This is a genomic window from Streptomyces sp. NPDC040545 (genome assembly GCF_055595065.1).
This window is the reverse complement of the sequence record NZ_JBVIWA010000030.1, coordinates 1-19,213: the sequence shown is the minus strand read 5'-3', so window position 1 is coordinate 19,213 and position 19,213 is coordinate 1. Positions and strand designations below refer to the sequence as shown.

16 protein-coding genes and 1 pseudogene are annotated in these 19,213 nt (G+C 72.2%); 7 read left to right on the top strand and 10 right to left on the bottom strand.

Annotated features, from left to right (window positions below):
* Window positions 1-977: LysR substrate-binding domain-containing protein (locus ACZ573_RS35425; protein ID WP_471312502.1), on the bottom strand; the 977-nt coding region annotated here is incomplete at its 3' end.
* A gap of 100 nt (window positions 978-1,077) precedes the next feature.
* Between ACZ573_RS35425 and ACZ573_RS35420 the strand changes: the two genes are divergently transcribed.
* On the top strand, window positions 1,078-2,058 hold the full coding sequence (locus ACZ573_RS35420) for an EamA family transporter (RefSeq protein WP_471312500.1): 981 nt from the start codon (window positions 1,078-1,080) through the stop codon (window positions 2,056-2,058).
* On the opposite strand, the pseudogene ACZ573_RS35415 reads toward ACZ573_RS35420, so the two are convergent.
* From ACZ573_RS35415 to ACZ573_RS35405, 3 genes and pseudogenes are all read right to left on the bottom strand, one after another.
* A pseudogene (locus ACZ573_RS35415) lies at window positions 1,964-2,470 on the bottom strand (GNAT family N-acetyltransferase); the annotation flags it as partial. The gene ACZ573_RS35420 and the pseudogene ACZ573_RS35415 overlap by 95 nt on opposite strands.
* 55 nt (window positions 2,471-2,525) lie before the next feature.
* Entirely contained in the window at window positions 2,526-2,681 is a 156-nt protein-coding gene (locus ACZ573_RS35410; RefSeq protein ID WP_471312498.1) for a hypothetical protein, read from the bottom strand.
* The gene (locus ACZ573_RS35405) at window positions 2,675-2,851 is read right to left on the bottom strand and encodes a hypothetical protein (protein ID WP_471312496.1); all 177 of its coding nucleotides are present in this window, start codon (window positions 2,849-2,851) and stop codon (window positions 2,675-2,677) included. The genes ACZ573_RS35410 and ACZ573_RS35405 overlap by 7 nt, the downstream gene beginning before the upstream one ends.
* A gap of 325 nt (window positions 2,852-3,176) precedes the next feature.
* Here ACZ573_RS35405 and recD2 point away from each other — a divergent pair, with 325 nt between their 5' ends.
* Window positions 3,177-5,435 (top strand): SF1B family DNA helicase RecD2, encoded by a 2,259-nt coding sequence (recD2, locus tag ACZ573_RS35400; RefSeq protein WP_471312494.1) that lies wholly within the window; start codon window positions 3,177-3,179, stop codon window positions 5,433-5,435.
* 182 nt (window positions 5,436-5,617) lie between these two features.
* The gene (locus ACZ573_RS35395) at window positions 5,618-6,907 is read left to right on the top strand and encodes a citrate synthase (protein ID WP_030010215.1); all 1,290 of its coding nucleotides are present in this window, start codon (window positions 5,618-5,620) and stop codon (window positions 6,905-6,907) included.
* A 391-nt stretch (window positions 6,908-7,298) separates the two neighbouring features.
* Here ACZ573_RS35395 and ACZ573_RS35390 read toward each other — a convergent pair whose 3' ends face one another.
* From ACZ573_RS35390 to ACZ573_RS35370, 5 genes are all read right to left on the bottom strand, one after another.
* Window positions 7,299-9,602 (bottom strand): heavy metal translocating P-type ATPase, encoded by a 2,304-nt coding sequence (locus ACZ573_RS35390; RefSeq protein ID WP_471312491.1) that lies wholly within the window; start codon window positions 9,600-9,602, stop codon window positions 7,299-7,301.
* A 113-nt stretch (window positions 9,603-9,715) separates the two neighbouring features.
* Window positions 9,716-9,949 carry a heavy-metal-associated domain-containing protein gene (locus tag ACZ573_RS35385; RefSeq protein WP_030384770.1) on the bottom strand — a complete coding sequence of 78 codons (234 nt, stop codon included), beginning with the start codon at window positions 9,947-9,949 and terminating at the stop codon, window positions 9,716-9,718.
* Window positions 9,950-10,170: 221 nt separating this feature from the next.
* Entirely contained in the window at window positions 10,171-10,371 is a 201-nt protein-coding gene (locus tag ACZ573_RS35380) for a helix-turn-helix transcriptional regulator (protein WP_030716013.1), read from the bottom strand.
* A 233-nt stretch (window positions 10,372-10,604) separates the two neighbouring features.
* Window positions 10,605-11,615 carry a Gfo/Idh/MocA family protein gene (locus ACZ573_RS35375; protein WP_471312488.1) on the bottom strand — a complete coding sequence of 337 codons (1,011 nt, stop codon included), beginning with the start codon at window positions 11,613-11,615 and terminating at the stop codon, window positions 10,605-10,607.
* Window positions 11,616-11,641: 26 nt separating this feature from the next.
* Window positions 11,642-12,556, bottom strand: coding sequence for a sugar phosphate isomerase/epimerase family protein (locus tag ACZ573_RS35370; protein ID WP_471312486.1), 915 nt, complete (start codon window positions 12,554-12,556; stop codon window positions 11,642-11,644).
* Between the two features lie 26 nt (window positions 12,557-12,582).
* Between ACZ573_RS35370 and iolC the strand changes: the two genes are divergently transcribed.
* From iolC to ACZ573_RS35350, 4 genes are read left to right on the top strand one after another with little or no spacing between them, the layout of a single operon-like run.
* Window positions 12,583-13,563 (top strand): 5-dehydro-2-deoxygluconokinase, encoded by a 981-nt coding sequence (gene iolC / locus ACZ573_RS35365; RefSeq protein ID WP_471312484.1) that lies wholly within the window; start codon window positions 12,583-12,585, stop codon window positions 13,561-13,563.
* A 7-nt stretch (window positions 13,564-13,570) separates the two neighbouring features.
* The gene (gene iolB / locus ACZ573_RS35360; RefSeq protein WP_471312602.1) at window positions 13,571-14,497 is read left to right on the top strand and encodes a 5-deoxy-glucuronate isomerase; all 927 of its coding nucleotides are present in this window, start codon (window positions 13,571-13,573) and stop codon (window positions 14,495-14,497) included.
* Complete coding sequence (iolD, locus tag ACZ573_RS35355; protein WP_471312482.1) at window positions 14,494-16,368, top strand: 3D-(3,5/4)-trihydroxycyclohexane-1,2-dione acylhydrolase (decyclizing); 1,875 nt, start codon at window positions 14,494-14,496, stop codon at window positions 16,366-16,368. The genes iolB and iolD overlap by 4 nt, the downstream gene beginning before the upstream one ends.
* A gap of 12 nt (window positions 16,369-16,380) precedes the next feature.
* Entirely contained in the window at window positions 16,381-17,880 is a 1,500-nt protein-coding gene (locus tag ACZ573_RS35350; protein WP_471312479.1) for a CoA-acylating methylmalonate-semialdehyde dehydrogenase, read from the top strand.
* Window positions 17,881-17,983: 103 nt separating this feature from the next.
* Here ACZ573_RS35350 and ACZ573_RS35345 read toward each other — a convergent pair whose 3' ends face one another.
* Window positions 17,984-19,042, bottom strand: a complete 1,059-nt coding sequence (locus ACZ573_RS35345; RefSeq protein WP_471312477.1) for a WxL protein peptidoglycan domain-containing protein — start codon at window positions 19,040-19,042, stop codon at window positions 17,984-17,986.
* Window positions 19,043-19,213: the final 171 nt, after the last annotated feature.

Below are 19,213 nucleotides of genomic sequence, written 5' to 3'. Positions count from 1 at the left end.
CTCAACACATGCCCGTCGCCGCGCCTATCTTTTTCCCGCTGCTCTCTCCCCCCCCCCCCCCCCCCCCCCCGGGACCAGGCCGTCTGGGCCCAGTGCTCCTGGAGGCTCCGTACGGCCTCGGTGATCGCGGGGCGCCGGGCGGCCCCGGTCCGCCACAAGGCGTACAACCGGCGTACGGGGCCCGGCTCCAGCGGTACGGTCACGGCCCCCGGCGGCAGCGCGCCGGTGCCCAGCCGGGGTACGACGGCGACCCCGAGCCCGGCCGCGACCAGGGCGACGATGGTGTGGTTCTCCTCCGCGACATGGGCGATGTCGGGCTCGAACCCGGCGGTGCGCAGGGTCCGGACCAGCCAGTCGTGGCAGACCCGGCCGGGCGGCTGGCAGACCCAGCGCTCGCCGCCGAGGTCGGAGCGCCGGATGACCTGGCGCGTGGTGAAGGGATGCCCGGCCGGTACGACCAGGTCGCAGAGGTCGTCGCCGATCACCGCTTGCTCGATCCCCTCCGGCGCGGGCAGCGGGGCGATGTCCCAGTCGTGGGCCACCGCGAGATCGGTGACCCCCCGGGCCACCAGTTCCACGGACAGGTGCGGGTCGACCTCCGTGAGCCGGACGTCCAGCGCCGGATGACGGCGGGCCAGGTCGGCCAGCACCTGCGGCAGCAGTCCGCGCGCCGCCGAGGCGAACGCGGCCACCGTCAGCAGCCCGCTGGGCTGCCCGCGCCGCTCCTCCAGGGTGGTCTCGGTGCGCTCCACGATCGCCAGCAACTCCTGGGCGGCGTCGGCCAGATGGCGGGCCTCCTCGGTGAGCGCGACCCCGCGCCCGCGCCGCTCCAGCAAGGTGGTGCGGGTCTCCCGTTCCAGCTTGGAGATCTGCTGGGAGACCGCCGAGGGGGTGTAGCCGAGGGCGGCCGCCGCGCCCGCGACCGAGCCGTGGACGGAGACGGCGTGCAGGGCGCGCAGCCGGGCGAGATCGAGCATGCCTCCATCGTGGCACCGCAGGTATCCGTAAGCAATGCTTCATCCATCCCGGAAGGCATCCGAGCTGGTGCTACACGGTCCGGCGGCCGATGCTCGAAGCATGCGTCCCGTACACACCGCCCTCGCCGTGCTCGTCGCAGCCGTCTGGGGCTTCAACTTCGTGGTCATCGAGATCGGCCTCGGCCATTTCCCGCCGCTGCTCCTGTCCGCCCTGCGCTTCCTCGTCGCCGCCCTGCCCGCCGTGTTCTTCGTCGGGCGGCCCAAGGCCGCCTGGAAGTGGATCGCCGGCGTCGGGATCGCCCTCGGCGTCGCCAAGTTCGGTCTGCTCTTCACCGGCATGGACGCGGGCATGCCGGCCGGACTCTCCTCGCTCGTCCTGCAGATCCAGTCCGTCTTCACCGCCGCCCTCGCCGCCGTCGTGCTGCGCGAGCGGCCGGGCCGGGTGCGGGTGCTCGGGATGGCCGTGGCGCTCGCCGGGATCGCGGTCGCCGCGGTGGACGGCGGGACCTCCGGTCCGGTGCTCGGCTTCACGCTGGTCGTGGCGGCCGCCGCCTGCTGGGGCGTGTCCAACGTCCTGACCCGCAAGGCCGCCCCGCCCGACGCCCTGAACTTCATGGTGTGGGTGTGCACGGTGCCGGTGCTGCCGCTGCTCGCGCTCTCGCTGCTGCTGGAGGGCCCCGAGCGGGACCTGGCCGCGCTGCGGGCCCTGGACTGGTCCGGGGTGGCCGTCATCGGCTACGTCGCCTGGGTGTCCACCGTCTTCGGCTTCGCCGCCTGGAGCTACCTGCTGCGCCGCTACCCGGCCTCCTCGGTGGCCCCGTTCTCGCTGCTGGTCCCGGTCTTCGGGATGTCCTCCGCGGCTCTGGTCCTCGGGGAGTCCGTCTCGGGGCTGCGCTGGCTGGCGGCCGTACTGCTGGTGGGCGGGGTGGCGCTGACCTCGCTGGCCCCCGCGCGCGCCGTGAACCGTACGGGGGTCGGTTCGGGCGTCAGCGCGGGGAGCCCTCCTGCAGCGGCAGCCGCCAGTCCTGTCCCGTCAGGCTCACTCCGTACGAGCGGTGCGGCCGCTCCGCGATCAGGGTGAACCCGGCCTTCAGGTAGAGCTCGCGGGCGCCGGTCAGCACGTCGTTGGTCCACAGCACCAGCTCGCGGTAGCCGACCGAGCGGGCGAAGGCCACGACGGTGTCGACCAGCAGGGTGCCGACGCCGCGGCCGCGGCCCTGCGGGTCGACCAGGAGCAGCCGCAGCCGGGCGGTGCCGGGCGAGCCCTCCTCCCGTACGCACATCACCGAGCCGACGGGCCGGCCGTCCAGCTCCGCGATCCACACCCGTTCCAGGTGGGGGTCGTGGTCCTGGGCGAAGTCCGCGACGATCCGGGCGACCAGGCCCTCGAAGTCGCTGTTCCAGCCGTACTCGGCGGCGTACAGCGCGCCGTGGCGCTGCACGATCCACCCCAGGTCCCCCGGTTCCGGGTCGCGGAGCCGCACGCTCTCAGCCATGGGGCAACTGTAGGGGGTGTCTTGCCGATCAGGGCGGGCTCGCGGCGGCCGTCTACTTCTTGCCACCGCCGAGGATCTCGCCGAGCAGGTCGCCGAGGCCGCCGCCCGCCGCGGGGGCCGCTCCGCCGCCCGCTCCGGCCGCCCCGGTGCCCGCCGCCTTGCCGGAGGCGCGCTTGACGAGGACCGCCAGGACGACCGGGATCAGCATCTCGATGACCCGGCTGATGGTGGCCGCGGGATGCCGGTCCGCTTCGAGACGGCGGCGGCCACCGGCCTGCTCACCTTGGCGAGCACCCCGGCCATCATGCCGCCGCTGAGCAGGCCGCCGAGGCCGCCGAGCGTGGCCACGCCCTCCAGCGGCGGCTCGGCCTCGGCCACCTCGACGACCTGAAACGCTACTTCTGTGGTGATTCACCGGCACCTTGAGTAGGCGATTGGTAACGGAAACGTAAAGCTGTGGCTCCGGGTGCAACCGTGCGGGCGTATCGCGGGTCGTATGGTGCGTCGGTGCTTCCGGGGAGGGATCTGGGGGGATCGGGAAGTCCGGCACGGGAGGGGTAACCGTGAGGGGGTCCGGCCGCGAGGCGGGACCCCCTTTGCGTTCCCCCGCCGCAGCGCCCCTGCCGCCCGCTCCTGCCGCCCCGCCCCCGCGCGTTGTCCACAGGCCTGACGCGCTGTCGGCGCCGCCCGGTAGTTTCGGGACATGGCAGCAGCAGACGGGGCGCCGCGGGCGGTGCAACTGGCGGTGGTCGACGGCGTGCTCGAACGCATCACCTACGCCAACGAGGAGAGCGGGTACACGGTCGCCCGTGTGGACACCGGCCGCGGCGCCGGCGATCTGCTGACGGTGGTCGGCGCGCTGCTGGGCGCCCAGCCCGGCGAGTCCCTGCGCATGGAGGGCCGCTGGGGCTCCCACCCGCAGTACGGCAAGCAGTTCACCGTGGAGAACTACCGGACCGTGCTCCCGGCGACCATCCAGGGCATCCGCCGCTACCTCGGCTCCGGCCTGATCAAGGGCATCGGACCGAAGATCGCCGAGCGGATCGTGGACCACTTCGGCACCGACACCCTCGACATCATCGAGGGCGAGCCGAAGCGGCTGATCGAGGTACCAGGGCTCGGCCCCAAGCGGACGAAGCTGATCGGCGCGGCCTGGGAGGAGCAGAAGGCCATCAAGGAGGTCATGGTCTTCCTCCAGGGCGTCGGCGTCTCCACCTCCATCGCCGTGCGCATCTACAAGAAGTACGCCGACGCCTCCATCTCCGTGGTGAAGAACCAGCCCTACCGGCTCGCCGCCGACGTGTGGGGCATCGGCTTCCTCACCGCCGACCGCATCGCCCAGGCCGTCGGCATCCCGCACGACAGCCCCGAACGGGTCAAGGCCGGCCTCCAGTACGCCCTGTCCCAGTCCACCGACCAGGGGCACTGCTTCCTGCCCGAGGACCGGCTCATCGCCGACGGGGTCAAGCTGCTCCAGGTGGACACGGGGCTGGTGATCGACTGCCTGGCCGAGCTCGCCGCCGACCCGGAAGGGGTCGTACGGGAGTCCGTACCGGATCCGCAGGGCGGGCCGGACCCGCTGACCGCCGTGTACCTGGTGCCCTTCCACCGGGCCGAGCTGTCCCTGGTGGGGCAGGTGCGCCGGCTGCTGCACGCCGAGGACGACCGGATGCCGGGCTTCCAGGACGTGGACTGGGAAAAGGCCCTGGGCTGGCTCGCCGGGCGGACGGGGGCCAAGCTCGCCCCCGAGCAGCGGGACGCCGTGAAGCTGGCGCTGACCCGCCGGGTCGCCGTCCTCACGGGCGGGCCCGGCTGCGGGAAGTCCTTCACCGTGCGCTCGATCGTCGAGCTGGCCCGGGCGAAGAAGGCCAAGGTGGTGCTGGCCGCGCCCACCGGCCGGGCGGCGAAGCGGCTGGCCGAGCTCACCGGGGCCGAGGCCTCCACGGTGCACCGGCTGCTGGAGCTCAAACCGGGCGGGGACGCGGCGTACGACCGGGAGCGGCCGCTGGACGCGGACCTCGTCGTCGTCGACGAGGCCTCGATGCTGGACCTGCTGCTGGCCAACAAGCTGGTCAAGGCGGTGGCGCCCGGGGCGCACCTGCTGCTGGTCGGCGATGTGGACCAGCTGCCGTCGGTCGGCGCCGGGGAGGTGCTGCGGGACCTGCTCGCCGAGGACGGCCCGGTGCCCGCGGTGCGCCTGACCCGGATCTTCCGGCAGGCCCAGCAGTCCGGCGTGGTCACCAACGCCCACCGGATCAACACCGGGTTGCCGCCGATCACGGACGGGCTGCCGGACTTCTTCCTCTTCCCGGAGGAGGACACCGAGGCGGCCGGGGTGCTGGCCGTGGACGTGGCGGCCCGGAGGATTCCGGCCAGATTCGGGCTCGACCCGCGGCGGGACGTCCAGGTGCTCGCGCCGATGCACCGCGGCCCGGCGGGTGCCGGAAACCTCAACGGGCTGCTGCAGCAGGCGATGACGCCGGCCCGGCCGGACCTGCCCGAGAAGAGGTTCGGCGGCCGGGTCTTCCGGGTGGGCGACAAGGTGACCCAGATCCGGAACAACTACGAGAAGGGCGCCAACGGTGTCTTCAACGGCACGGTCGGCGTGGTCACCGGCCTGGACGTGGACGAACAGCGCCTGACGGTGCGGACGGAGGAGGATGAGGAGATCGTGTACGAATTCGGCGAGCTCGACGAGCTGGCCCACGCGTACGCCGTCACCATTCACCGTTCACAGGGGAGTGAATATCCGGCGGTGGTGATCCCCGTCACCACGGGAGCCTGGATGATGCTCCAGCGCAACTTGCTCTACACGGCGGTGACCAGGGCGAAGAAACTGGTCGTCCTCGTCGGGTCCCGCAAGGCCCTCGGCCAGGCGGTGCGTACCGTTTCCGCAGGCAGGAGGTACACGGCGGTCGCTGCCAGGCTGTCCGGCCGGATACCGGTGGGAAACATCACCTAGATGATCGATCATTTGGGGTTCCGGCAACCGGCGCGGGGGGGCAGGATGAGCAGGTTGGCGGCACTCAGTGCCGTCAAAAGCATCAAAGGCCGACCCCGAGTGCACTCTCCTGCGCCAAATGGGGGAAGGTAGAGGCAGTCAGGGCACCTCGAAGAAGAGGCACTACGTCGGTGAGGGATGACGTGAGCGACAACTCTGTAGTACTCCGGTACGCGGACGGTGAATACACCTACCCGGTGGTCGAAAGCACCGTCGGTGACCAGGGCTTCGACATCTCGAAGCTGCGGGCCCAGACCGGGCTCGTCACCTTGGACAGTGGCTACGGCAACACCGCGGCCTACAAGTCCGCGATCACCTACCTCGACGGTGAGCAGGGCATCCTGCGTTACCGCGGCTACCCGATCGAGCAGCTCGCCGAGCGTTCGACCTTCATCGAGGTCGCGTACCTGCTGATCAACGGCGAGCTGCCGACCGTCGACCAGCTCGCGTCGTTCCGCAACGAGATCACCCAGCACACGCTGCTGCACGAGGACGTGAAGCGCTTCTACGACGGCTTCCCGCGGGACGCGCACCCGATGGCGATGCTGTCCTCCGTGGTCAGCGCGCTGTCGACGTTCTACCAGGACAGCCACAACCCGTTCGACGAGAAGCAGCGCCACCTCTCGACGATCCGGCTGCTGGCCAAGCTCCCGACGATCGCGGCCTACGCGTACAAGAAGTCGGTCGGCCACCCGGTGGTCTACCCGCGCAACGACCTCGGCTACGTCGAGAACTTCCTGCGCATGACCTTCTCCGTGCCGGCCCAGGAGTACGACCTGGACCCGGTCGTGGTCTCCGCGCTCGACAAGCTGCTGATCCTGCACGCGGACCACGAGCAGAACTGCTCCACCTCCACCGTGCGCCTGGTCGGCTCCTCGCAGGCGAACATGTTCGCCTCGATCTCCGCCGGCATCTCGGCCCTGTGGGGTCCGCTGCACGGTGGCGCCAACCAGTCCGTCCTCGAGATGCTGGAAGGCATCAAGAACGACGGCGGCGACGTCGACGCCTTCATCCGCAAGGTGAAGAACAAGGAGGACGGCGTCCGCCTCATGGGCTTCGGACACCGTGTCTACAAGAGCTTCGACCCCCGTGCGAAGATCATCAAGGCGGCGGCGCACGACGTCCTCTCGGCGCTCGGCAAGAGCGACGAGCTGCTCGACATCGCGCTCAAGCTGGAAGAGCACGCGCTGGCCGACGACTACTTCGTCGAGCGCAACCTCTACCCGAACGTGGACTTCTACACCGGTCTCATCTACCGGGCGATGGGCTTCCCCACCGAGATGTTCACCGTGCTCTTCGCGCTCGGCCGCCTTCCCGGCTGGATCGCCCAGTGGCACGAGATGATCAAGGAGCCGGGCTCCCGCATCGGTCGCCCGCGCCAGATCTACACCGGCGAGGTCCTGCGCGACTTCGTTCCCGTAGAAGCCCGCTGACCCGAGGCTTTCCCCCGCGCGGCGTGCGGCCGCGCGGAGCGCACCACAGGCAACCCTGAGCATGCGAGAAGCGCCCCGCCGTCGATCCCCCCACGGGTCGACGGTCGGGGCGCTTCCCTTTTCCCCGAAACGGATTCCCCCCACGGGACCCGAGCCGGGGCGTCGGTGTGCCGGGACCCGTTCGTCCGGGAGGGCCGCTCAAAGCCTCCCGCGGGTACGTGTCCCGGCCGGCTGATACCCACGGAAACCCCCCAGGTCTCCGTGAAACGTCCCCCAAGACGTTCTTGGTATCGCCCCATTAGACCCACGACGACCCCGGATGGTTACGTTGCGGTCACTGTGATCTGCGTCTCCCGTGAAGGAAGTGTGCGGACCATGAGGAGAAAGATTACTAGCGGAAGGACCGCAACCGGAGGCTGTTGGTCACAACGAAGACCGAGGAGAAGGCCATGGCGGCCCCCGCGATCATCGGATTGAGCAGCCCGGCGGCCGCCAGCGGCAGGGCCGCCACGTTGTAACCGAAGGCCCAGAACAGGTTGCCCTTGATCGTGGCCAGGGTCCGGCGCGAGAGCCGGATCGCGTCCGCCGCGACCCGCAGGTCACCCCGTACGAGGGTGAGGTCGCCCGCCTCGATGGCCGCGTCCGTGCCGGTGCCCATGGCCAGCCCAAGGTCCGCCTGGGCCAGCGCGGCCGCGTCGTTGACCCCGTCGCCGACCATCGCGACCGTACGGCCCTGCGCCTGCAGGCGGCGTACGACGTCCACCTTGTCCTGCGGGAGGACCTCGGCGATCACCTCGTCGATGCCCACCTCGCGGGCCACCGTCGCGGCGACCGCCTTGTTGTCGCCCGTCAGCAGGACCGGGGTGAGGCCCAGGGCCCGCAGCCGGGAAACCGCCTCGGCGCTGGTCTCCTTGACCGCGTCGGCCACGGTCAGGACCCCGCGCGCCGCACCGTCCCAGGCCACCAGGACGGCGGTGCTGCCCGCGGCCTCGGCGGCCGCCTTGGTCCCGGCCAGTGCGGCCGGCAGCTCGATCGACCAGTCGGCCAGCAGCCGCTCGCGGCCCACCAGGACGGCATGTCCGTCGACCACGCCCTGGACGCCGAGCCCGGCGACGTTCTCGAAGGACTCCGGAACCGGCAGGGAGCCGGCCCGCTCCGCCGCCCCGGCGGCGACGGCCCGGGCGATCGGGTGCTCCGAGGCGTGCTCCAGCGATCCGGCGAGGCGCAGGAGTTCGCGCTCGTCGACGCCCTCGGCCGTGAAGACGCCGTCGAGGGTCATCCGGCCGGTGGTGACGGTGCCGGTCTTGTCCAGCACGACGGTGTCCACGCGGCGGGTGGACTCCAGCACTTCGGGCCCCTTGATCAGGATGCCGAGCTGCGCGCCCCGCCCGGTGCCTACCATCAGCGCGGTCGGGGTGGCCAGGCCCAGGGCGCACGGGCAGGCGATGATCAGGACGGCCACGGCGGCGGTGAAGGCGGCGGTGGGGTCGTCGGTGATCAGCAGCCAGGTGATCCAGGTGCCGATGGCGAGCACCAGGACGACGGGGACGAAGATCCCGGAGATCTGGTCGGCGAGGCGCTGCACCTCGGCCTTGCCGTTCTGCGCGTCCTCCACCATCTTCGCCATCCGGGCGAGCTGGGTGTCGGCGCCGATCCGGGTGGCCTCGACGACCAGGCGTCCGGAGGTGTTGACGGTGGCTCCGGTGACGGAGTCGCCCACGGCGACGTCGACCGGGACGGACTCGCCGGTCAGCATGGAGGCGTCCACGGCGGAGCTGCCCTCGACCACGGTGCCGTCGGTGGCGATCTTCTCACCGGGGCGGACCACGAACCGGTCGCCGACCGCGAGCGCGCCCACCGGGATCCGGACCTCCTGGCCCGCGCGCAGGACGACGACGTCCTTGGCCCCGAGCTCCAGCAGGGCCTTGAGGGCCGCGCCCGCCTTCCGCTTGGAGCGGGCCTCCAGGTAGCGGCCCAGGAGGATGAAGGAGACGACGCCGGCCGCGACCTCCAGGTAGATGGCGGAGGAGCCGTCGGTGCGGGAGACGCTGCCCCCCTGAAGGGTGAAGAGGTCGAAGCCGTGCCGCATGCCGGGCATGCCGGCGTGGCCGAAGAACAGGGCCCAAAGCGACCAGGTGAAGGCGGCCAGGGTGCCGACCGAGACGAGGGTGTCCATGGTGGCGGCGCCGTGCCGGGCGTTGGTCCAGGCGGCCTTGTGGAAGGGGAACCCGCCCCAGACGACGACGGGGGCCGCGAGGGTCAGGGAGAGCCACTGCCAGTTGTCGAACTGGAGGGCCGGGATCATCGCGAGCAGGACGACGGGCAGGGCGAGCGTGACGGAGACCAGCAGGCGCTGGCGCAGTGCGGCGAGCGCCGGGTCGGGGGCCTCGGTCGCACCGGCCGCCTCGGCCGCCTCGCTCCGCGCTTCCTCGGCGGCTTCTTCCGGGGCGGGCGGCGGCGGGGGCTCCTCGGCGGTGTAACCGGTCTTGACGACGGTCGCGATCAGATCGGCGACCTGCACGCCGCCGCTGTAGGAGACGCGGGCCTTCTCGGTGGTGTAGTTCACCGAGGCTTCGACGCCGTCCATCCGGTTGAGCTTCTTCTCGATGCGGGCGGCGCAGGAGGCGCAGGTCATCCCGCCGATCGAGAGTTCGACCGCCGTTATCGGTCCGTCGTGCACTGTGCTGCTGCTCATGTTCCGGCTCCAGTGGGATGGCCGGGCCGTACGGGACCAGTATGAGCTGGCCGGCACGGCCCGGCAGGGTGCCGCGGGGCTGCCGCGGGTGCCGTGCGGGTGGTGCGGGCCGCTCAGACCTGTCCGGCGAACTCGTAGCCGGCCTCGTCCACGGCGGCGCGGACGTCCTCGTCCGCGAGCGGGGCGGCGGAGACGACGGTGACCTCACCGGTCGCGGCGACGGCCTTGACCGTGCTGACGCCCGGCAGGGCGGAGATCTCGGTGGTCACCGCGCCCTCGCAGTGTCCGCAGGTCATGCCGGTCACCCGGTAGACGGTGGTGGTCTGGGTGTCCGTCTCGGCGGTCATGTCGTTCTCCTCTTCAGGGGCGTGTGCCGGTCACCGGGAGGGGCGGCCGATGGCTCCACCGTCCTCCCGACACTTCGAGACTATACCCCTGGGGGGTATCAGCGCGAGTATCGGCTCCCGGTTTCTCGATCCTGGTGGGAAAACTGGCCGATATGGGCGAACTGTGTACGCGTGGGCGGGTGAGGGGCCAGGGCGTGGCCGCTCACCCGCCGCCGCGCGGGTCAGTCCTCGCGCCGGCCCCGGTTCCCGGGCCGGCGTGCCACCCAGGCGCGCACGGTATCGGCGTACCAGTAGGGCTTGCCCCCCTCCACGTGGTCGGGCGTGGGCAGCAGGCCGTGCTTGCGGTAGGAGCGCACGGTGTCCGGCTGGACCCGGATGTGGGCGGCGATCTCCTTGTACGACCACAGCTGTCGGTCGCTCATGCTGGACACCTCCTTGTCCACGCCGCGGGGCCGGCCGGGAGGCCGTCGGGGGAGCCGGCGCGTGGACACTGACGAACACTCGGGTTGTGCCCGGGGAACGACGCGGAGTGACGACAGGGGAGGGGCTGTCGATCTTCTGTGACGGAAGACCCGCGTAATGCGGACATGCGTGACAGAAGGGGGACCCCTGTGACAAGAGGGCCACAGGGGTCGGGTGAGGAATTGGCGGGGCGTCAGCGGTACAGGCCGGGCCGTTCCGTCAGCTCCACGGCGGCCCGCACACCGGTGCGCGCCGCCGTGAGGCCCGCCTCGGAGACGGCGGCGGCGGCGTAGCCGTCCCACGCGTCGGGCCCCGCCACCCCGCCGCGCGCGGCCGCGGCCACCCAGCTGCGCAGCTGGCGGTCGTAGGCATCGGCGAAGCGCACCGTGAAGTCCTGGTCGATGGCGCCGCCCCACCGGCCCGCCGACTGCACCACCATCGCGTGTCCGTCGCCGATCCGGGCGCTGCCCGCCTCGCCGACCGCCTCGCACTGCACCTGGTAGCCGAAACCGCAGTTGACGAAGATCTCCACATCGACCACGGCCCCGCCGGAGGTCTCCAGCAGCACCAGCCGGGGATCGCTCAGCCCCTCGGGAGCGGCCGACGAGGGCCGCGGCGAGAGCACGGTGACGGCGGTGATCTCCTGCCCCAGCAGCCACCGGGCCGCGTCCACCTCGTGCACCACCGAGTCGCTGATCAGCATGTCGCTGGTGAAGAACGACGGGGAGGAGGCATTGCGGTGCCGGCAGTGCAGGAAGAGGGGCCGTCCGATCCCGCCCGCGTCCAGCAGCTCCTTCAGCCGGGCGTACTCGGCGTCGTACCGCCGCATGAACCCCACCTGCACCAGACGCCGCCCCAGCCGCCGTTCGGCCTCCATGACGCGCAGCGCCCCCGCCGGGTCCGGGGTCAGCGGCTTCTCGCACAGCACCGGCAGCTCCCGCTCCAGGGCGTGCAGGATCGCCTCCTCGTGGGCGGGTCCGGGCGAGGCGATCAGTACGGCCTGGACCCCGGGCGCGGCTATCGCGGCCGCCGGGTCGGTGTGCGCCGTCGCCCCGTCCAGGGTGCCCGCGACCTCCTTGACCCGGTCCCCGTCCGGGTCGGCCACGGCCACCACACGGGCCCCGCCCACCGTCCGCCCGATCCGGCGGACGTGGTCGGCGCCCATCTTCCCGGTGCCGATCACGGCGATGCCGAGCGTGCTCATGTCGTACTCCTCTTCCTTCCGAAGGGTCAGCGGGCGCCGCAGGAGCGGAGGTAGTCGCGGGTCCGCCGGGCGATCGGCAGCGGCCGGTCGGGCGGACAGGGGTACATGTCCTGCTCCACGATGGCGAACAGGTCCACGTCCAGACGCTGGGCCGCCGCGAGCACCGGTTCCAGCGCGGGCACCCCCGAGGGCGGTTCGCACATCACCCCGCGGCCCACGGCCGGCCCGAAGGGCAGCTCCTCGGCGACGACTTCGGCGAGGATCCGCGGATCCACCTGCTTGAGGTGGAGGTAGCCGATCCGCTCGCCGAAGGTCTCCACGGCCTGCACGCTGTCCCCGCCGCAGTACGCGTAATGCCCCGTGTCCAGACAGAGGGAGACCAGCCCGGGGTCGGTGGCGTCCAGGAAGCGGGCCACGTTCCCCGGGGTGTCGATGTGGGTGTCGGCGTGCGGGTGGACGACGATCCGCAGCCCGTACCGGTCCTGGACCTCCCGGCCGAGGCGCTCGGTCTGAGAGGTCAGTTCACGCCATTGGTCGGGCGTGAGGGTGCGGTCCTCCAGTACCTCCCCGGTCTTGTCGTCGCGCCAGAAGGAGGGGATGACGACGAGATGGGCCGCGCCCATGGCCTGGGTGAGCGCCGCGATCCGCGACACGTGCTCCCAGGTGTCCTCCCACACGGCGGGCCCGTGATGGAGTCCGGTGAAGACGGTTCCGGCCGAGACGCGCAGCCCGCGCTCGGCCGTTTCCCCGGCGAGGCGGGCGGGATCGGTGGGCAGATAGCCGTAGGGGCCGAGTTCGATCCACTCGTACCCGGCGTCGGCCACCTCGTCGAGGAAGCGTTCCCACGGGGTCTGCCGGGGGTCGTCGGGAAACCAGACACCCCAGGAGTCCGGAGCCGAACCGATGCGGATACGGGTCAACGCGGGCGGGGAGGACGTCATAACGGCCACCTTAGGGTGGAGGACCAATGGGAGGACTGACTGTGACCGGCACCGGCGATCCGTGCGCGTTCGACCTGATCACGATGGGCCGGATCGGGGTGGATCTCTACCCGTTGACGACGGGCATACCACTGGCCGAGGCGGAGACGTTCGGCAAGTTCCTGGGCGGCTCCCCGACCAACGTGGCCGTCGCGGCGGCCCGGCTGGGACGCCGGGTGGCGGTGATCACCCGTACCGGAGCGGACCCCTTCGGCGGGTACCTGCGGTCCGAGCTGCGGGGGTTCGGGGTGGACGACCGGTGGGTCGCCGAGGTCGCCGGTCTGCCGACGCCCATCACCTTCTGCGAGATCTTCCCGCCGGACCACTTCCCGCTGTACTTCTACCGGCTGCCGAAGGCCCCGGACCTGCAGATCGTGGCGGACGAGGTGGACCTGGCGGCGGTACGGGCGGCCCGCGTGTTCTGGATGACGGGTACGGGCCTGAGCGAAGAGCCCTCGCGGGCGGCGACGCTGGCGGCACTGGAGGCCCGCGCGCGGACCGGGACGACCGTCTTCGACCTGGACTGGCGGCCGATGCTGTGGCGGGAGAAACCCGGGCCGTACTACGAGCGGGCGCTGCGGTCGGCGACGGTGGCCGTGGGGAACGCGGAGGAGTGCGAGATCGCCACGGGCGAGTCGGACCCGCATGCGGCGGCGCGGGCGCTGCTCGCGGCGGGCGTGGAACTGGCGGTGGTCAAGCGCGGCCCGCAGGGCGTGCTGGCGGTCCACCGCGACGGCACGGTGGCGGAGGTCCCGCCGGTGCCGGTGGAGGTGGTCAACGGGCTGGGCGCGGGGGACGCGTTCGGCGGGGCGCTGTGCCATGGGCTGCTGGCGGGGTGGGAACTGGAGCGGGTGATGCGGTACGCGAACGCGGCCGGGGCCATCGTCGCCACGCGGCTGGCGTGCGCGGCGGCGATGCCGTTCTCCCACGAGGTGGAGGAGGTGCTGGGGCGTGCCGGTGGTGTCTGAGTGGGGGATGGAATGGACGAGGCTGATGGTCCTCGACCTGGCCCCGGGGGAGGCGTACGCGCACGCGTGCGGGGAGTCGGAGTGGATCGTGCTCCCGTTGTCGGGCGCGTGCCAGGTCCATTGCCGGGCTCTGCCCGGACCCGCGCCTCAAACGCCGGCGAGGCTGGATTTTTCCCTGAGCCAGAGCCCCGCTCCTTCAGCCCCGCCGGCGTTTGAGGAGCGGGGGTTCGGGGGCGGCGCCCCCGCAGCGGCGTCGCAGATGTTCGAACTGACAGGGCGAGAAGGGGTGTTCAGCGGCGTCACCGACTTCGTCTACCTGCCGCGGGACGCGGACGCGGAGATCCGGTCCGCCGCCGGGGGCCGGTTCGCGCTGGCCGGTGCGCAGTGTGCGACACGGCTGCCCGCCCGGTACGGCCCCGCCGCCGGCGTCCCCGTGGAGCTGCGGGGCGCCGGCCAGTGCTCGCGGCAGGTCAACAACTTCGCCGCCGCGGACACCTTCCCCGCCGACCGCCTGATCGCCGTCGAGGTGCTCACCCCCGGCGGGAACTGGTCCTCGTACCCGCCCCACAAGCACGACGAGCACCACCCCGGCGAGGAGTCCCGTCTGGAGGAGATCTACTACTTCGAGATCGCCCCGCACGGGGACACCCCCGGGCTCGGCTACCAGCGCGTCACCCCCTCCCCGGCCGGGAAGACCGACATCCTCACCGAGGTGCGGACCGGGGACGCGGTGCTGATCCCCGACGGCTGGCACGGGCCGTCCATGGCCGCCCCCGGGCACGACATGTACTACCTGAACGTGATGGCCGGACCGGGCGCGACCCGGGAGTGGCTGATCCGGGACCACCCCGACCACGGCTGGATCCGCGGCACCTGGGACGGCCAGGACACCGACCCGCGGCTGCCCTTCCCCCGAACGGAGGACCACAGGTGAGGCTCACCGTCGCGCAGGCGCTCGTCCGCTTCCTGTCCCGCCAGTACACCGAGCGCGACGGCCACCGGCACCGGCTGATCGCCGCCACCTGGGGGATCTTCGGGCACGGGAACGTGGCGGGCATCGGCCAGGCCCTCCTGGAGAGCGGGCCCGAGGCCATGCCCTTCCTCCAGGGCCGCAACGAGCAGGCCATGGTGCACGCCGCTGTCGGATACGCCCGCCAGTGCGGCCGCCTCTCCGCGCACGCCGTCACCACCTCCATCGGGCCCGGCGCCACCAACCTCGTCACCGGCGCCGCCCTCGCCACCATCAACCGGATCCCGGTGCTCCTGCTGCCCGGCGACACCTTCGCCACCCGGCCCGCCGACCCCGTGCTCCAGCAGCTGGAGGTCCCGTACGCCGGGGACATCTCCGTCAACGACACCCTGCGCCCCGTCTCCCGCCACTTCGACCGGATCACCCGCCCCGAGGCCCTGATCCCGGCCGCCCTCCAGGCCGTACGAGTGCTCACCGACCCCGTGCAGACCGGCGCCGTCACCCTCGCGCTGCCGCAGGACGTGCAGGCGCAGGCGTACGACTGGCCGGAGGAGTTCTTCACCGAGCGCGTGTGGGGCGTGCGCCGGCCGCGCCCCGACCGGCACGAGCTGGCCCGCGCCGCCGAGGCCGTACGGGGCTCCGCGCGCCCGCTGATCGTCGCCGGCGGCGGGATCCGGCACAGCGAGGCCCGCGCGGCGCTGGCCGCCTTCGCCGAGGCCACGGGGATCCCGGTGGCCGTCACCCAGGCGGGCAAGGGGGTCCTGCCGTACGGGCACCCCGCCGATGTGGGCGGAATCGGTCACACCGGCACCTCCACCGCCGCCGCGCTCGCCCGGGAGGCCGACCTCGTCATCGCCGCCGGGACCCGGCTGACCGATTTCACCACCGCCTCCGCGACCCTCTTCCAGAACCCCGCCGTCCGGTTCGTCGGCCTCAACCTGGACCCGTACGACGCCCACAAACTCGCCGCCCTGCCCCTGGTCGCCGACGCCCGCGAGGGACTCGACGAGCTGCGGGGCGCCCTCGCCGGCCACCGCACGGACCCGGCGTACGGGGCGCGGTACGCGGCGGAGCGGGCGCGCTGGGAGAGCCGCGTCGAGCGGGCCTACGCCGTCCCGGAGGCGGCGGAGGACACGGCACCCACCCAGGCCCAGGTGCTCGGGCTGCTCGACGCCCTGGTCGACGACACCGACATCCTGATCAACGCGGCCGGCTCCCTCCCCGGCGACCTGCACAAGCTGTGGCGGGCCCGGTCGCAGGACCAGTACCACGTGGAGTACGGCTACTCCTGCATGGGCTACGAGATCCCGGCGGCGATCGGAGTGGCGCTGGCCGCACCCGGCCGGCCGGTGTGGGCGCTGGTCGGCGACGGGACGTACCTGATGAATCCGACCGAGATCGTCACGGCCGTCCAGGAGGGCGTCCCGATCAAGGTGGTGATCCTCGACAACCACGGCTACGCCTCCATCGGCGGCCTGTCGGGGGCGGTGGGCGGCGAGGGCTTCGGCACCGAGTACCGCTTCCGGGCGCCCGGCGGCGGATACACCGGGGACCCCCTTCCGGTGGACCTCGCGGCCAACGCGGGCTCCCTCGGAATGGCCGTGATCCGCGCCCGCACCACGCGTGACCTGCGCGAAGCCCTCGCCGAGGCCCGCTCGGCAACCCGACCCACATGTGTCTACGTACAGACCCGAACGCCCGACACTGTGTCGGGCCCACCCCCGGCACAGGCGTGGTGGGATGTTCCTGTGGCCGAGACCGCGACCCGCAAGGCCGCTGCCACGGCCCGTGAAGAGTACGACCGGCAAGCCGCGCAGCGACGTCGCCATCTGTGAAGGAGCAAGGCAATGAAGACCGTCAACCACTGGATCGGTGGCAAGACCGTCGAGGGCGCGTCGGGCAACTACGGCCCGGTCACCGACCCGGCCACCGGCGAGGTCACCACGCAGGTAGCGCTCGCCTCGGCCGACGAGGTCGACGCGGCGGTACAGGTCGCCAAGGAGGCCTACCTCAACTGGGGCCAGTCCTCGCTGGCCGCCCGCACCAAGGTGCTGTTCGCCTACCGCGCCCTGCTGGACGCCAACCGCGACGCCATCGCCGCCCTGATCACCGCCGAGCACGGCAAGGTCCACTCGGACGCGCTGGGCGAGGTCGCCCGCGGCCTGGAGATCGTCGAGCTGGCCTGCGGCATCACCACGCAGCTCAAGGGCGAGCTGTCCACGTCGGTCTCCAACCGGGTGGACGTCTCCTCGATCCGCCAGCCGCTGGGCGTCGTCGCGGGCATCACCCCGTTCAACTTCCCGGCGATGGTCCCGATGTGGATGTTCCCGCTGGCCGTGGCCTGCGGAAACACCTTCATCCTCAAGCCGAGCGAGAAGGACCCCTCGGCCGCCAACAAGCTCGCCGAGCTGGCGAGCGAGGCCGGTCTGCCGGACGGCGTGCTGAACGTCGTCCACGGCGACAAGGTGGCCGTCGACGCGCTGCTCGCCCACCCCGGGATCGCGGCCGTCTCCTTCGTCGGCTCGACCCCGATCGCCCGCCACATCCACACCACCGCCTCGGCCAACGGCAAGCGCGTCCAGGCCCTGGGCGGCGCCAAGAACCACATGCTGGTGCTGCCGGACGCCGACCTGGACGCCGCCGCCGACGCGGCCGTGTCCGCGGCCTACGGCTCGGCCGGTGAGCGCTGCATGGCGATCTCCGCCGTCGTGGCCGTCGGCGCGATCGGCGACGAGCTCGTCGAGAAGATCCGCGAGCGCGCCGAGAAGATCAAGATCGGCCCCGGCAACGACCCGACCTCCGAGATGGGTCCGCTGATCACCGCAGCCCACCGCGACAAGGTCGCCTCGTACGTCAAGGGCGCGGCCGACCAGGGCGCGGAGGTCGTCCTCGACGGCACCGGCTTCACGGTGGAGGGCAACGAGAACGGCCACTGGATCGGCCTGTCCCTGCTGGACCACGTGAAGACCGACTCCGACGCCTACCGCGACGAGATCTTCGGCCCGGTCCTGTGCGTGCTGCGCGCCGAGACCTACGAGGAGGGCGTGGCCCTCATCAACGCCTCGCCGTTCGGCAACGGCACCGCGATCTTCACCCGCGACGGCGGCGCCGCCCGCCGCTTCCAGCTGGAGATCGAGGCCGGCATGGTCGGCGTCAACGTCCCGATCCCGGTGCCGGTGGGCTACCACTCCTTCGGTGGCTGGAAGGACTCGCTCTTCGGCGACCACCACATCTACGGCAACGACGGCATCCACTTCTACACCCGCGGCAAGGTCGTCACGACCCGCTGGCCGGACCCCTCCGAGGGCCACCTCGGCGTGGACCTGGGCTTCCCCCGCAACCACTGACCCGCCCCGCCCCCGTAACTCCCAGCAGCCCCCGGCCACTTCCCCCGGCCGGGGGCTGCTGCCGTGACCGCCGGACGGCGTCGTCCGCGGGCACCGGTGGCGGTCAGTGCGTCCGGGCCAGGTCCGGTACGGACCGCGGCTGTTCACCGGCCGCGCGGCGACGGCGGCGCAGCACCCACACCGTGGCGCCCGCGCCCGCCAGCACCAGGAGGAGGCCCACGGCCGGCCAGGGTACGGCGATGAAGTCGGTCCCGGACTCCGAGACCAGATCGGGGTGGGCCGCCGCGCCCGCCGTGACCGTCACGGTCACCCAGTCCGACTGGGGGGCGTCCGGCCACGGTTCGGTCAGCTCGATCCGCTGGCCCGGCAGCAGGGACAGCTTCAGCTCGCGGGCGGGCCGGTCCAGCACCTCGCGCCCGAACAGCCCCTCGGCGGACACCGCCACCCTGGGCTCGACGACCACGTTGCCCCGGTTGACCAGCGCGTACGAGATCGTGGCGCGGGCGTCGCGCACCCAGGGCAGCAGCGGCGCCGAGCGGCTGACCCGTACGTCCTCCACGCTCAGCCCCGCCGTGATCGGCCCCGGCACCCGGAAGTACAGCCGGGCGCCCACCGAGCGCTTCACCCCGACCTGGACCTTGCCCTCCTGCTGCACGCCCTCCACGGCGGTGCCCAGGGCGACGATCCCGCCGACGTGGTCACCGGGCGTCGCGTCCGCCGGGACCTTCACGGTGAAGGGGATGTCCTTGCGGCCCCTGGCCGGCACGGTGACGGTGCTCGCGGTCTCCGGCGCCAGCGTGACCCACGCGCCGACGTCCTTCGGCTTCGTCTCCACCGGCAGCAGCGCGAAGGCGCCGCCCGCCGGGGTGTTCATGGCATCGGTGGCGAAGACCTGGAACGTCAGCTCCTTGTCGGAGGAGTTCACCAGCGTCACGCTGTCGCTCACCGTGCTCCCGGCCGCGCCCTGGTGGAAGAAGTACGCGCGGTCGGTCATCGCCGCACCGGCCGCGGGCGTCGGGAACACCCCCCACGTGCCGTTGTCCGCGGCGCTCGCTGCGGTGACCGGCAGCAGGCCCGCTCCGCCGAGCAGCAGGCCGAGGAGCAGACCGTACAGGAGGGTGCGGGTGCGGCTACGGGTGCGGCCGCGGGTACGCGTGCGCATGGGCGGTCTCCAGTGGGCGCGGAAAGGGGAAAGGGGTGGTGGGGGGGGGGGGGGGGGCCCCCCCCCCCCCCCACCCCCCCCCCAAGTGCAGGGACGCAACAAAACACCAACCAACCGTCGGCGCCTCTCCAAACACACAAAGGGGGCTGGATCACCTCCCTCCCCCCTCCA

Bases quoted from the DNA above. Each gene is read 5' to 3' on its own strand.
- ACZ573_RS35375 (WP_471312488.1), bottom strand. From the start codon at position 11,615: ATGAGCACGCTCGGCATCGCCGTGATCGGCACCGGGAAGATGGGCGCC.
- iolB (WP_471312602.1), top strand. From the start codon at position 13,571: ATGGAATGGACGAGGCTGATGGTCCTCGACCTGGCCCCGGGGGAGGCG.
- ACZ573_RS35390 (WP_471312491.1), bottom strand. From the start codon at position 9,602: ATGAGCAGCAGCACAGTGCACGACGGACCGATAACGGCGGTCGAACTC.
- ACZ573_RS35345 (WP_471312477.1), bottom strand. From the start codon at position 19,042: ATGCGCACGCGTACCCGCGGCCGCACCCGTAGCCGCACCCGCACCCTC.
- ACZ573_RS35420 (WP_471312500.1), top strand. From the start codon at position 1,078: ATGCGTCCCGTACACACCGCCCTCGCCGTGCTCGTCGCAGCCGTCTGG.
- recD2 (WP_471312494.1), top strand. From the start codon at position 3,177: ATGGCAGCAGCAGACGGGGCGCCGCGGGCGGTGCAACTGGCGGTGGTC.
- ACZ573_RS35370 (WP_471312486.1), bottom strand. From the start codon at position 12,556: ATGACGTCCTCCCCGCCCGCGTTGACCCGTATCCGCATCGGTTCGGCT.
- ACZ573_RS35350 (WP_471312479.1), top strand. From the start codon at position 16,381: ATGAAGACCGTCAACCACTGGATCGGTGGCAAGACCGTCGAGGGCGCG.
- iolC (WP_471312484.1), top strand. From the start codon at position 12,583: ATGGGAGGACTGACTGTGACCGGCACCGGCGATCCGTGCGCGTTCGAC.
- ACZ573_RS35410 (WP_471312498.1), bottom strand. From the start codon at position 2,681: ATGCTGATCCCGGTCGTCCTGGCGGTCCTCGTCAAGCGCGCCTCCGGC.
- ACZ573_RS35380 (WP_030716013.1), bottom strand. From the start codon at position 10,371: ATGAGCGACCGACAGCTGTGGTCGTACAAGGAGATCGCCGCCCACATC.
- ACZ573_RS35385 (WP_030384770.1), bottom strand. From the start codon at position 9,949: ATGACCGCCGAGACGGACACCCAGACCACCACCGTCTACCGGGTGACC.